The sequence below is a fragment of the Bacteroides sp. AR20 genome, assembly GCF_964250605.1.
Lineage (GTDB): Bacteria > Bacteroidota > Bacteroidia > Bacteroidales > Bacteroidaceae > Bacteroides > Bacteroides uniformis.
The window spans coordinates 59,989-72,557 of sequence record NZ_CAXUGK010000017.1; the positions used below are offsets into that span (position 1 = coordinate 59,989).

At 50.0% G+C, this 12,569-nt stretch carries 12 protein-coding genes; 9 read left to right on the top strand and 3 right to left on the bottom strand.

From position 1 onward, the window contains the following. Window positions 1–92 precede the first annotated feature (92 nt). From ACESTD_RS10410 to ACESTD_RS10430, 5 genes are read left to right on the top strand one after another with little or no spacing between them, the layout of a single operon-like run. On the top strand, window positions 93–1,964 hold the full coding sequence (locus tag ACESTD_RS10410) for a PAS domain-containing sensor histidine kinase (RefSeq protein WP_373158845.1): 1,872 nt from the start codon (window positions 93–95) through the stop codon (window positions 1,962–1,964). A gap of 23 nt (window positions 1,965–1,987) precedes the next feature. After that, window positions 1,988–2,398: a secondary thiamine-phosphate synthase enzyme YjbQ gene (locus ACESTD_RS10415; protein ID WP_005826454.1), complete on the top strand. Its 411-nt coding sequence runs from the start codon at window positions 1,988–1,990 to the stop codon at window positions 2,396–2,398. 12 nt (window positions 2,399–2,410) lie between these two features. Further along, entirely contained in the window at window positions 2,411–3,136 is a 726-nt protein-coding gene (locus ACESTD_RS10420; protein ID WP_005826453.1) for an SDR family oxidoreductase, read from the top strand. Window positions 3,137–3,178: 42 nt separating this feature from the next. Further along, complete coding sequence (locus ACESTD_RS10425) at window positions 3,179–4,159, top strand: lytic transglycosylase domain-containing protein (protein WP_005826452.1); 981 nt, start codon at window positions 3,179–3,181, stop codon at window positions 4,157–4,159. Window positions 4,160–4,184: 25 nt separating this feature from the next. Beyond that, complete coding sequence (locus tag ACESTD_RS10430) at window positions 4,185–4,853, top strand: MgtC/SapB family protein (RefSeq protein WP_373158857.1); 669 nt, start codon at window positions 4,185–4,187, stop codon at window positions 4,851–4,853. 6 nt (window positions 4,854–4,859) lie between these two features. Here the strand turns inward: ACESTD_RS10430 and ACESTD_RS10435 are convergent, their stop codons facing one another. The 3 genes from ACESTD_RS10435 to ACESTD_RS10445 all read right to left on the bottom strand — a co-directional run bounded on the left by ACESTD_RS10435 (window position 4,860) and on the right by ACESTD_RS10445 (window position 7,166). Further along, window positions 4,860–5,633 (bottom strand): TIGR03915 family putative DNA repair protein, encoded by a 774-nt coding sequence (locus tag ACESTD_RS10435; RefSeq protein ID WP_005835845.1) that lies wholly within the window; start codon window positions 5,631–5,633, stop codon window positions 4,860–4,862. Next, window positions 5,630–6,895, bottom strand: coding sequence for a putative DNA modification/repair radical SAM protein (locus ACESTD_RS10440; RefSeq protein ID WP_008663816.1), 1,266 nt, complete (start codon window positions 6,893–6,895; stop codon window positions 5,630–5,632). Before ACESTD_RS10440 ends, ACESTD_RS10435 begins: the two co-directional genes overlap by 4 nt. Window positions 6,896–6,989: 94 nt before the next feature. Beyond that, window positions 6,990–7,166: a histone H1 gene (locus tag ACESTD_RS10445; protein ID WP_005826447.1), complete on the bottom strand. Its 177-nt coding sequence runs from the start codon at window positions 7,164–7,166 to the stop codon at window positions 6,990–6,992. Between the two features lie 149 nt (window positions 7,167–7,315). Here ACESTD_RS10445 and ACESTD_RS10450 point away from each other — a divergent pair, with 149 nt between their 5' ends. From ACESTD_RS10450 to ACESTD_RS10465, 4 genes are all read left to right on the top strand, one after another. Then, window positions 7,316–7,957: a helix-turn-helix domain-containing protein gene (locus tag ACESTD_RS10450; protein ID WP_057256371.1), complete on the top strand. Its 642-nt coding sequence runs from the start codon at window positions 7,316–7,318 to the stop codon at window positions 7,955–7,957. Window positions 7,958–8,199: 242 nt separating this feature from the next. Beyond that, window positions 8,200–9,588: an alanine/glycine:cation symporter family protein gene (locus tag ACESTD_RS10455; RefSeq protein WP_373158844.1), complete on the top strand. Its 1,389-nt coding sequence runs from the start codon at window positions 8,200–8,202 to the stop codon at window positions 9,586–9,588. A gap of 86 nt (window positions 9,589–9,674) precedes the next feature. Next, window positions 9,675–10,301: a hypothetical protein gene (locus ACESTD_RS10460; protein ID WP_005826441.1), complete on the top strand. Its 627-nt coding sequence runs from the start codon at window positions 9,675–9,677 to the stop codon at window positions 10,299–10,301. Window positions 10,302–10,464: 163 nt separating this feature from the next. Beyond that, on the top strand, window positions 10,465–12,561 hold the full coding sequence (locus ACESTD_RS10465; RefSeq protein WP_373158843.1) for a KamA family radical SAM protein: 2,097 nt from the start codon (window positions 10,465–10,467) through the stop codon (window positions 12,559–12,561). Window positions 12,562–12,569: the final 8 nt, after the last annotated feature.

Consider the following 12,569-nt stretch of genomic DNA (forward strand, 5'->3'; position numbering starts at 1 on the left):
CGTTCATCACAGATTAATTTGGAAATAATGTATCTTTGTCAATATCTTAATTGTTGTGACAGAACAAAAACATCACTATCAAAGATTCCGGTATGAATTCTAAATTTGATTATGACTTACTGTCAGCAATGATGACCAATGCCAATATGGGATGGTGGGAAGTTGATTTAAAGACCGAAAGCTACATTTGCTCCGAATATATCTCCCGGTTGCTGGGACTGGATGAGGATGGAACCATCAGCTTTAAAGATTTCAACAAACGTATCCTGAAAGAGGAACAACGGCATACTACCACACATTCCTTCGACAATATCCGGCAGACACAAGAGACTGTATATCTGCTCAACACAGTAGAGGGTCCAACGTGGATAAGAAGCAAGATATGCCTGCAGAGAACCGATGAAAACGGTAATGTCAAAGTCTACGGCATTGCCGAAACACAAGACGGTCCCGACATGTCATCGGCATCCCAAGCCTTACAAGAGCGTAACCGTCTCCTCCATAATATTTATAAATATCTTCCGGTAGGAATTGAGCTCTATAACCGAGAGGGAATATTGATAGATATGAATGACAAAGAGCAGGAAATGTTCCATCTCAAACAGAAAGAAGATCTACTTGGAATTAATATTTTCGAGAATCCGATTTTCCCGGAAGAGATGAAAAGCAAGTTAAGAAAACATGAAAATGCAGACTTCACTTTCCGGTATGACTTCTCTAAAATAGGCAATTACTACAAGACACAGAAGAAGACGGGCACCATAGACCTTGTAACCAAAGTCACAAGCCTTTACGACGATAATCACAACCTGACCAACTATCTGCTAATCAACGCAGACAAAACGGAAACGACCGTCGCTTACAACAAAATACAAGAGTTCGAGAGCCACTTTGAGCTTATAGGTGACTATGCCAAAGTGGGATATGCCAATTATGACCTTCTTAATGAGCAAGGCTATGCCCAACGCAGCTGGTACAAGAACTTGGGTGAGAAAACAGAAACACCATTGTCTGAAATCATCGGAACCTACAATCATCTCCACCCAGACGACCGTACTATCATGCTTGACTTCCTACAGAACGTAAAGAGAGGACTGGCACACAAGCTCAGCCGGGAAGTACGTGTTCTTAAAGAAGACGGTTCTTTCATGTGGACCCACGTCAACATCATTGTAGAACGCTACATGCCTGAACAGAACATCATAGAGATTATCTGCATCAATTACGACATCACCCAATTAAAGCAGACGGAGGCAATGCTGATACAAGCCAAGGAAAAGGCCGAAGAGGCAGACCGGCTGAAATCCGCTTTCCTTGCCAATATGAGCCATGAAATCCGCACGCCGCTAAATGCGATTATCGGTTTCTCCAGCCTGCTGCACTACGTGGAAAACGAGCAGGAAAGGGAACAGTACATCTCTTTGATAAACCACAACAACCAACTGTTGCTCAAACTAATCAACGACGTTCTGGACCTTTCCAAGATAGAGGCCGGACACATAGAGCTCCATTCCGAATGGTTCAATCCGGCAGAACTCATCGAGGAAAGTATTACCGAGTACGAACGGAACGTTCCGGCAGGAGTGAAACTCTTTGCCAGGTATCCGGCAGCCCCCGGCCAGATAGAGCACGACCCGATGCGCATCAAACAGATACTGAACAACTTCATATCGAATGCACTGAAAAACACCGTGCAGGGACATATCGAAGTGTACTACGAAACGGACACAGACGGCATAAGAATCAGTGTTTCCGATACTGGATGCGGTATTCCCCCCGACAAACTGGAAATGATATTCGAACGGTTCGAAAAGGTGGACTCTTTTGCCCAAGGTGCCGGATTAGGACTCTCCATCTGCAAATCCATCGTTGAGAAAATGAATGGAGTGATTACCGTAGATTCGACAATGGGAGTGGGAAGCACATTCACCGTGGAACTGCCCTGCCGGACAAGACCATCCTGACAACAAACGAAAAACAATGATTTATGACCGCACAGAAAGAATTTACCCTAACCCCTCGCCGGCGTGGCTTTCACCTGGTGACAGAGGAGATTATACGCAACCTTCCACCGCTTCCGTCTGCCGGAATCCTGCATCTGTTCATCAAGCATACAAGCGCAGGCCTCACCATCAACGAGAATGCAGACCCTGACGTACAGACAGATATGGAAGCCATCTTCAACCGCCTCGTAAAAGAACGGGAACCTTATTACCAACATACATGCGAAGGCGATGACGATATGCCCGCCCATGCCAAGGCAACCCTCAGCGGAACCAGCCTCACCATCCCCATCACCAATGGGCGTCTGAACATAGGTATCTGGCAAGGCATCTATCTCTGCGAGTTCCGCAACCGGGGCGGAGGAAGAAGAATTGTAGCAACCGTCATCGGATAATCCCCTATCATCATGCAGAAAGCCATCATCATCGGTGCCACTTCAGGCATCGGACAAGAAGTAGCCAGGATACTTGTACAACAAGGCTGGCATATAGGTATTGCCGGCAGAAGAGAGGAAGCATTGCATGCCCTGCAAGCCACCGCACCCGACCGGATAGTCACGGAACAGCTGGACGTTACGGAAGAGACAGCGACTCTACACCTCCATAACCTGATAAAAAAGCTGGGAGGCATAGACCTGTTTTTCCTCAGTTCCGGCGTGGGACATCAAAACCGGGACTTACAACCGGACATCGAACTGAACACGGCACGTACCAATGTAGAGGGATTTACCCGCATGGTGACTGCCGCCTTCAACTATTTCAAGGAAAAAGGCTCCGGACATATTGCTGTCATCAGTTCCATTGCAGGCACTAAAGGACTGGGCGTTGCACCGGCCTACTCTGCCACCAAACGCTTCCAGAATACCTATATCGAAGCGCTGGCACAACTTGCCCGGATGCAGCATCTTGATATACACTTCACCGACATCCGTCCGGGATTTGTTGCCACCGATTTATTGAAAAGCGGGAAATACCCGATGCTGATGAAAGCAGACCGTGTAGCACAGCACATAATCAAGGCTTTAAGAGAAAAGAGACGGGTAGTTGTCATTGACGGACGCTACCGGGTACTGGTATTTTTTTGGCGTATGATTCCACGATGGCTATGGGAAAGGTTGCCTATAACGAATTGATTTCGTATCTTCACGTCTCCAAACAGAAATAGACATACAGACATGAAGAAAAATTCAAAATATATCGTGCTTACCGCTGCCATTGCACTGTGCGCAGGTTCCAGCCTCCCCTTCCTCGCAGGCAGCAGTACGCTGAATCCCGAACGCGATTCCGTGAAATCCGAAGTTCCCTACTGCGTGACCTCCCCCAGCGTACCGGACAAGATCACTTTTGCCGGACAAGCTATTGACCTGCTTCGCTACGACCACCGCGAACGTATGGACCGCGAACTGATGTCCTTCACCTACATGCACTCCACCACCATGCTCATGGTGAAGCGTGCCAACCGCTACTTCCCCGTCATAGAGCCTATACTAAAAGCCAACGGCCTTCCCGATGACTTCAAGTACCTCGCTGTGATAGAAAGCAACCTGAACCCGCTTGCCAAATCGCCTGCGGGTGCCGCCGGCCTATGGCAGTTCATGCCTGCCACCGGACGCGAATTCGGACTGGAGGTGAACAGCAACATCGACGAACGATACCATATCGAGAAAGAGACCAAAGCAGCCTGCAAGTACCTGAAAGATGCTTATCAGAAATACGGGAACTGGCTGTGCGTAGCCGCCGCCTACAATGCCGGGCAAGGACGCATCTCCACACAGCTGCAGAAGCAAATGGTGGACCAGGCTGTCGACTTATGGCTGGTAGAAGAGACTTCGCGCTACATGTTCCGCCTGCTGGCAGCCAAAGCAGTCATCAGCAATCCACAGCAGTACGGCTTTCTGTTGAAACGGGAACATCTTTATCCGCCCATCCCCTACACGGAAGTGACCGTCACAACGGGCATCGGCAACCTGGCACAGTTTGCCAAAGATAAAGGCATCACCTATGCCCAACTGAAAGATGCCAATCCGTGGCTGCGGGATACCTCGCTGATGAATAAAAGCGGACGTACATACATACTAAAAATACCGACACAAGCCGGAATGCATTACAACCCCAAGAAAACAGTGCCCCACAATAAGAATTGGGTCATCAATTAATAAAAAAGAAAGAGAGGATACGATGATGATGTTAAACTTTGATTTTGTGCTCAGGTTGCTGGTAGCCGGAATATTGGGTGCCATTATCGGACTGGACCGGGAATACCGTGCCAAAGAAGCAGGCTACCGCACCCATTTCCTGGTATCATTGGGAAGCGCGCTCATCATGATTGTATCCCAATATGGTTTTCAGGAAATCATCAAGGAAAGCAGTGTGACGCTGGACCCCAGCCGTGTTGCCGCACAAGTAGTCAGCGGTATCGGATTCATCGGTGCGGGTACCATCATTTTCCAGAAACAGATAGTCAGGGGACTGACAACAGCCGCAGGAATATGGGCTACTGCAGGCATCGGATTGGCAGTAGGTGCAGGAATGTACACCATCAGCATTGCCGCCACCCTGCTGACTCTGGCAAGGCTCGAACTGTTGAGCCTTATTTTCAAAAGCATTGGCATGAAAAGTTCCGTGATAACCTTTTCCACTTCCAGCAAAGAGATACTGCCGCAAGTGTCCCGGCGATTCAACTCCAAAGACTATCTGGTGGTGTCCTACAACCTGGACCGGCAAGTGCAGGGAGAGTACACCAACTATCAAGTGACCATGGTCATCAAATCCAAGAAAAGCTATGATGAGGGATATTTGCTGCAACTGATGCAGGAATTTCCCGAAGTGACAGTGGAGAAAATCGAATAAAGGGAATCACTGCTGTTTTTCCGTCAGATATTTCCAATAGCGCACGGGCATGTCCTGCTTGTGCTTCCGGGGATTGAGGCGTTCCTTGATGCAGATTGCCTTGAAATAGGTTTTCCAGAGAGACTGGAAAAGCTGTTCGTCTCCGTCCATCAGACTTTCGTCGAGCATGCCGGTGACAAGATGTCCTTCGCGACTGTCCTCACCAAAAGTCACCTGGCGCACCTCCTTCAAGTCGTAATAGTACCCATAGGCTCGCCTGATATCATAAATCAGCCAACGCTGGTCGGCAAAACGGTCCTTGAAATGCCCCGTCACCAAAGGAAGGGCATTCTTTTCGGGCTCGACGGCAGCAAAGAAAGTACCGTCCGCAGCCTTCTGGAAGCGGACAAACTGAAGCAGGCGTATACGCTCCCAATCCACCCGCTTCCACATACGGGAGAACTCCAGCACATCAGGGTCGGCAAAGTTCGTTTCAATGGAGCGAGGAGCATCTATCGCCTTGCGGATATAGCGGAACAGCAGCATGGGAGTTTCCGGTTCCTCTGCCAGCCAGCATTGGGCGAGGCAGGCAAGTGCCGCAGACGACAGCTTCTTCTGCAATCCGCGCCAGACGCGACCGGACTTCTCCTCATCGGTTATCACTGTAAATATTTCATCGTAGAACAATGGAAGAGGCTCTCCTTCCAACAACAGTGCATCGGGGAAAGTGCGGCGGGAGTAGGCTTCAAAAACAGAAGTCAGCAATCCCTCAAAAGTCTTATCGTATAAAAAGATATTCATTCGCCAAAATCAAGCATCAACTGCCTCTCATCCACTTTTTTCTTGTTCGGTTTGGGCAACAGCAGACTGCGTACCCCTTGCGGAGTCAGCTCATTGACCGTGCGCATCGGCAACTCGCAGCAGGTAATGAAATACTGCGCCTTCTTCATCACCACCCCTATCTTCTTCAACTGGTAGAAACCTATCTTGGAGAAACGTCGAGAAGCCACTATCAGCCGTGCCGACTTCACGCCGATGCCCGGCACGCGGAGCAACATCTCATAATCCACCTTGTTCACATCGATTGGAAACTGCTCGGGATGGCGCAAAGCCCAGGACAGCTTGGGGTCAACCTCCAAATCAAGGTCCGGGTAGGCATCATCCACTATTTCCTCCACCTTGAACTGATAGAAGCGCATCAGCCAGTCGGCTTGGTAAAGGCGGTTTTCGCGCACCAAAGGGGGCTGTTTCAATGCCGGCAGGCGCTTATCGTAGGTATTGACGGAAATATAGCCCGAATAGTAGACACGCCGCATCGTAGGTCCCTTGTAGAGGGCCGACGAAAGATACAGAATATCCTTGTCCGTCTCGGCGGTAGCGCCTACTATCATCTGTGTGCTTTGTCCTGCAGGAGCGAAACGAGGAGCGTGGCGGTGTTTCTTGCGTTCTTCCGAACTTTCAAGGACTCCCTGCTGGATGTAGCGCATAGGCGCATATACACTCTTATGGTCTTTCTCCGGGGCAAGCAGTTTCAGGTTCTCCTCCTTCGGTATCTCGACATTGACGCTGAGACGGTCGGCATAAAGCCCTGCCTCATTCACCAGTTCGCGGCTGGCACCGGGAATGCTCTTCAGATGGATATATCCGTTGAAACGATGGATAGTGCGGAGGTCCTTGGCAACGCGCACCAGGCGTTCCATCGTGTAATCGGGATTACGCACCACCCCACTGCTCAGGAAAAGCCCTTCGATATAGTTGCGGCGATAGAACTCCATGGTGAGGTCTACAAGCTCGGCCACCGACAGCGTGGCACGCGGCAGGTCGTTGCTGCGGCGGTTGATGCAGTAGGCGCAGTCGTAGATGCAATAATTGGTAAGCATCACTTTGAGCAGGGAGATACAACGGCCGTCCTCGGCAAAACTATGACAGATGCCCCAGCCACCCACAGTATTCCCCAGCATGCCTGCCTTGCCGGAGCGCACCGTACCACTGGAGGAGCAAGAAACGTCATACTTTGCCGACTCTGCCAGTATCTTCAGTTTATTGAGAACGTTTTCATCCATAATACCTGCGTCAAAAGTAGCAATAATACTTTTCAAAAACAAAAAAGACCGCCAGTAGTGGCAGTCTTTCGCAGCATCAAATATGCTTTTTTTCTTACTTCTTAGAAGCTTCCAAAGATGCTTTGCGGAATTCCTTCATAGCTTTTTCGATTTCCAAAGAAGCCTTACGAGCGCGAGTTCCTGCTGCCTTGTTACCGTTTTCCAACTGAGCGTTTGCATCTTTTGAGAAGTCTGCATACAATGCAGCTACTTTTTCAACTAATTCTTTCATAATCCTTTTTAAATTACTTCGTTAATAATGTCTGGCAAAAATACATTCTTTCTTGAAATAAATGCAGAAAAACGATATTTTTTTTGAAATATTCGGTAAAATCGCCGCAAAAAGGGGCTCTTACGCATTTTTTATCTACTTTTGCAAGCATGAAAACGCTTACTGACACCGAATATATACACGCTCTCATAGCCGAAGGAGAGCACCAACAGCAGGATTTCAAGTTCGAAATATCCGACGCCCGCAAGATAGCCAAAACCCTTTCAGCCTTTGCCAATACAGACGGTGGAAAACTGCTCATCGGAGTGAAAGATAACGGGAAAATTGCCGGTGTCCGTTCGGACGAAGAACAATATATGATAGAAGCGGCTGCCGGACTTTATTGCAGCCCCGAAGTGAACTACATCATGCAGACCTATCTGGTGGAAGGCCGCAGTGTGCTGGTGGTACAAATCGAGGAAAGTGACCGGAAGCCGGTATATGCCAAGGACGAAACAGGAAAATACTTGGCCTATCTCCGCATCAAGGATGAAAACATCCTGGCTACTCCCGTCCATCTGCGCGTCTGGCAGCAAAGCGGAAGTCCGAAAGGAGAACTGATAGAATATACCGAACGGGAACAACTGTTGCTCAATCTGCTGGAAGAAAACGACCGCCTTTCACTGAACCGTTACTGCCGCCTGGCGCATCTTTCCCGACGCGCCGCCGAACATCTGCTGGCAAAGTTTGTTCGTTATGACATAGTGGAACCGGTGTTTGAAGGACACAAATTTCACTTCAAGCTGAAATAGGCAAGGAGATTCCGTCAGGTTTGTCCAGATTTGTCCATAGTACAAATCGCAGCACACGAGTTCATACCACGTTGATTATCATCAACTTGCAAGGAGTCTATCTCAGTTAACGACAGAGGTAGCCTTGAATAACGACAGAGGTAGCCTAAAGTAACGACAGAGACCACCTTAGATAACGACAGAGGGTAGCACTTGTTTTGTGTGAGTTTTTTACTACAAATAGATAACTGTACATATACATTATGGGAATAATAAATCTGATAAACGACCTGCTCTGGACCTACATCCTCGTTGCCCTGCTGTTGGGATGCGCCGTATGGTTTACGCTGAGAACCCGCTTTGTACAGTTCCGGATGATAAAGGAAATGGTACGTCTGCTGGGCGACTCGGGCGGGAAAGGCGATGCCAAGGAAAAGCATATCTCATCGTTCCAGGCATTTGCCATCTCCATTGCCAGCCGTGTAGGTACGGGCAATCTTGCAGGGGTTGCCACCGCCATTGCAGTAGGCGGTCCGGGCGCTGTATTCTGGATGTGGGTGATTGCCCTCCTGGGTGCTGCCAGCTCGTTTGTAGAATCTACACTGGCCCAATTGTATAAGATAAAGGGCAAAGACTCCTTTATCGGCGGCCCGGCCTACTATATGCGTAAGGGACTGAAACAGCCGTGGATGGGGGCACTGTTTGCCGTACTTATCACCATTACCTTCGGATTTGCATTCAACTCGGTACAGAGCAATACACTGTGTGCCGCTTTCGAAGGCGCTTTCGGGTTCGACCATGCCGTTGTGGGAGGGATCATCACCGCACTCACGCTGACAATCATCTTTGGAGGCGTACAGCGCATAGCCAAAGTCAGCAGCATCATCGTCCCCATCATGGCGTTGGGATACATTGCACTGGCACTTATCATCGTTCTGTTGAACATCAAAGAGCTGCCGGGAGTCCTGGCACTCATTGTCGGCCACGCCTTCGGATGGGAGCAGGCTTTGGGAGGGGGTGTCGGCATGGCGCTGATGCAGGGCATCAAACGCGGGCTGTTCAGCAACGAGGCCGGTATGGGGTCCGCCCCCAATGTGGCGGCAACCGCACACGTCAGCCACCCCGTGAAGCAAGGCTTGATTCAGACGCTGGGAGTATTTACCGATACGCTGATTATATGTACCTGCACCGCTTTCATCATTCTGTTCAGCGGTGCTCCACTGGATGGTTCCACAAACGGCGTACAGCTTACCCAGCATGCACTGACCAACGAGATAGGACCTTCGGGAGCCATCTTCGTTGCGGTAGCCTTGTTCTTCTTCGCATTCAGCAGCATTCTGGGAAATTATTATTACGGAGAAGCCAATGTGCGCTACCTTACCCACCGTAAATGGGTGCTCAACATCTACCGTATACTGGTGGGCGGCATGGTCATGTTCGGTGCTGTTGCCACCCTCGATCTGGCATGGAGCCTTGCCGACGTCACTATGGGACTCATGGCGCTCTGCAATCTTATCGCCATCAGCCTGCTCGGAAAATACGCTTTCAGGCTGCTTGAAGACTACCGCGCACAGAAAAGCGCCGGTATCAAAGACCCCGTTTTCACCAAGAACCGCCTGAAAGAGGTAGAAAAAGACATAGAGTGCTGGTGATAACCAACTTATTTCGTACTTTTGCAGCCGGAACCGCCGGATGACCTGCGGTCTTGTAATTTGTAATCAGTAATTCGTAATTTGATATGAGTTTATTTGCCAAACTATTCAACAAGAATACCGGAGAAGTATCTTCGAAGAATGTGGAAGACTTCGTGTCACTGACACGCGTCTACTTCCAGTCTGTAATAGCCGCCAACCTGGGCATCACCAATATCCGCTTTGTGCCGGATGTAGCCAACTTCAAGCGTCTGTTCAAAATCCCCACGCAGGGAGGCCGCCTGGGACAAGCGGAAAAGGCCGCTTCGCGCAAGATGCTGATGCAGGACTACGGCATCAGTGAAAACTTCTTCAAGGAAATTGATACTTCCGTCAAGAAGCACTGCCGTACGCAGAACGACGTACAAGGTTATCTCTTTATGTATCAAGGCTTCTCCAATGACTTGATGATGCTGATGGGAAACCTGATGCAGTGGAAATTCCGCATGCCTTCCATCTTCAAGGGAGCACTGCGCAGCATGACCGAAAAAACCGTACACGACGTCTGTACAAAAACCGTATGGAAAAAGGACGATGTACACAAGACGGCAGCGGCAGTACGCCAGTACAAAGAGCGTCTGGGATATTCGGAACAATGGATGACCGAGTACGTTTACAACGTAGTGATGCTGGCCAAAAAGGAACCGAAACAGAAAGCCAACGAAGAGAAATAAAAGAAAAAGAATTCTAAAGAACTTTAGAAACAAGAAGGCGGGAAAGAAATTTCCCGCTTTTTTTTGTTATTTTTAGCAAATGAAATCATTTTCCCCTCACGGAACACAAGGACGCACCCCGCGTCAACCATCATAAATATTAACTTCAAAAAAACAACCGCTTATGAAACAAAAGAAAATGCTTGCACTCACTCTATCACAACTGGAACAACTTTATCGGCACGAACTCCCTGAATTGGTCAGCATCGCCGTTCAAAGCGACGATGCGGAAGCCTTCAAGGCCAACCTGACGGAGTACATTGCCGGACATCCGGAAGTGGACAGCGAGGCCGGTAAGCAAATTCGACTCTTGATTGAATTTGACGGGCAGGAAGTACACGAGCTCTCCATCGGAGAACAGCTGCCCATAGCAACTTTATCAATGCTGCATTCCTTCCTCACGGGACAATGGGAAGAGGAAACGGAAACGGACCTGTTCATCGACTTGTTCCAGCAGTTCAAACGCCTCCACCAGCCAGCCCCCACCCTGCCCTCCGCACAGAAAATCAAAACCCTGACCGAACGCTGGCCCAGCGGACTGGATGAAGACGTGCAGCATATCCGTGCAAAGAACAAGGAACGCATCCTGCATGCACTGGTGCAGAAGATTGAGCACCGCAAGAACCCGGCTTCCCGCTTCCATTTCGAAGAGGGACTCAGCTACGAGGAGAAGTTCAACCTCGTCAGCGAATGGTGGAATGACTTCCGTTTCCATCTTGCCATGGCCGTCAAAAGCCCTACGGAGCTAAACCGTCTTCTCGGCAACTCCCTTTCTGCCGAAACCATGTACCTGCTCTCAAAAGCCCGCAAGAAGGGAATGCCTTTCTTCGCCACCCCCTATTATCTGTCACTGCTGAACTGCACCGGCAGCGGATACGACGACGAGGCCCTGCGCAGCTATATACTCTATTCACCCCAACTGGTGGAAACCTACGGACAGATACGTGCCTGGGAACGGGAGGATATCGTAGAACCAGGTAAACCCAATGCCGCCGGCTGGCTGCTGCCCGACGGGCATAACATCCACCGCCGTTATCCGGAAGTGGCCATCCTCATCCCCGACACCATGGGACGCGCCTGCGGAGGACTCTGCGCATCTTGTCAGCGTATGTACGACTTTCAAAGCAAACGGCTCAATTTTGAGTTTGACACCCTGCGTCCCAAGGAAACATGGGAAAAGAAGCTGCGTCGGCTGATGGCCTATTTTGAGGAAGACACGCAACTGCGGGACATTCTCATCACCGGCGGTGACGCACTGATGAGCCAAAACAAGACGCTGGGCAATATTCTGGATGCCGTCTACCGCATGGCAGTCCGCAAGCGGAAAGCCAATCAGGAACGGCCCGAAGGAGAAAAGTATGCAGAGCTGCAACGTGTACGCCTCGGCTCACGCCTCCCCGCCTACCTGCCCATGCGCATCAATGACGGGCTGGTGGAGATTCTAAGGGAATTCAAGGAAAAGGCGTCTACCATCGGCATCCACCAGTTCATTATCCAGACACATTTCCAAACCCCGCTCGAAGTCACTCCGGAAGCTGCCGAAGGAATACGCAAACTGCTGGCGGCAGGCTGGCTCATTGACAACCAACTGGTATACAACGTAGCTGCATCCCGCCGGGGGCATACTACCCGCCTGCGGCAAGTGCTCAATCAGTTGGGAGTGGTTTGCTACTACACCTTCTCCGTGAAAGGTTTTGAAGAAAACAATGCCGTGTTTACCCCCAACAGCCGTTCCGTACAAGAGCAACGGGAAGAAAAGCGCTTCGGGAAGCTGACCAAGGAAGATGCCCATAATCTGTCCGTACTGCTTGGAACCGTCCATGACCCGGCAGCCTGCATCCGGCGTTTCCTGAAAACGCACCACCTGCCTTTCCTCGCCACCGACCGCAATGTGCTCAACCTGCCCGCCATCGGCAAGAGCATGACTTTCAACATGGTAGGCATCACCCCCGAGGGCAAGCGTATCTTGCGGTTCGACCACGACAATACTCGCCGCCACAGCCCGATAATAGACCGCTTGGGGCAAATATATATCGTAGAGAACAAGTCCATAGCCTCCTACCTCCGCCAACTGCAGGCCATGGGAGAAGACGCCGAAGAATATGCCACCATCTGGAACTATACGGAAGGCAAGACAGAATCCCGGTTCAGCCTCTACGAATATCCTGATTTCCCCTTCCAAATCACCGACAGAATGAGCAATCAGGACATTGCAGGATAGCATATCCA

What these genes read in the sequence shown, in the direction of transcription:
- ACESTD_RS10440 (WP_008663816.1), bottom strand. Translation starts at nt 6,895, where the DNA reads ATGGATGAAAACGTTCTCAATAAACTGAAGATACTGGCAGAGTCGGCA.
- ACESTD_RS10410 (WP_373158845.1), top strand. Translation starts at nt 93, where the DNA reads ATGAATTCTAAATTTGATTATGACTTACTGTCAGCAATGATGACCAAT.
- ACESTD_RS10450 (WP_057256371.1), top strand. Translation starts at nt 7,316, where the DNA reads ATGAAAACGCTTACTGACACCGAATATATACACGCTCTCATAGCCGAA.
- ACESTD_RS10435 (WP_005835845.1), bottom strand. Translation starts at nt 5,633, where the DNA reads ATGAATATCTTTTTATACGATAAGACTTTTGAGGGATTGCTGACTTCT.
- ACESTD_RS10445 (WP_005826447.1), bottom strand. Translation starts at nt 7,166, where the DNA reads ATGAAAGAATTAGTTGAAAAAGTAGCTGCATTGTATGCAGACTTCTCA.
- ACESTD_RS10465 (WP_373158843.1), top strand. Translation starts at nt 10,465, where the DNA reads ATGAAACAAAAGAAAATGCTTGCACTCACTCTATCACAACTGGAACAA.
- ACESTD_RS10430 (WP_373158857.1), top strand. Translation starts at nt 4,185, where the DNA reads ATGATGTTAAACTTTGATTTTGTGCTCAGGTTGCTGGTAGCCGGAATA.
- ACESTD_RS10455 (WP_373158844.1), top strand. Translation starts at nt 8,200, where the DNA reads ATGGGAATAATAAATCTGATAAACGACCTGCTCTGGACCTACATCCTC.
- ACESTD_RS10425 (WP_005826452.1), top strand. Translation starts at nt 3,179, where the DNA reads ATGAAGAAAAATTCAAAATATATCGTGCTTACCGCTGCCATTGCACTG.
- ACESTD_RS10415 (WP_005826454.1), top strand. Translation starts at nt 1,988, where the DNA reads ATGACCGCACAGAAAGAATTTACCCTAACCCCTCGCCGGCGTGGCTTT.
- ACESTD_RS10420 (WP_005826453.1), top strand. Translation starts at nt 2,411, where the DNA reads ATGCAGAAAGCCATCATCATCGGTGCCACTTCAGGCATCGGACAAGAA.
- ACESTD_RS10460 (WP_005826441.1), top strand. Translation starts at nt 9,675, where the DNA reads ATGAGTTTATTTGCCAAACTATTCAACAAGAATACCGGAGAAGTATCT.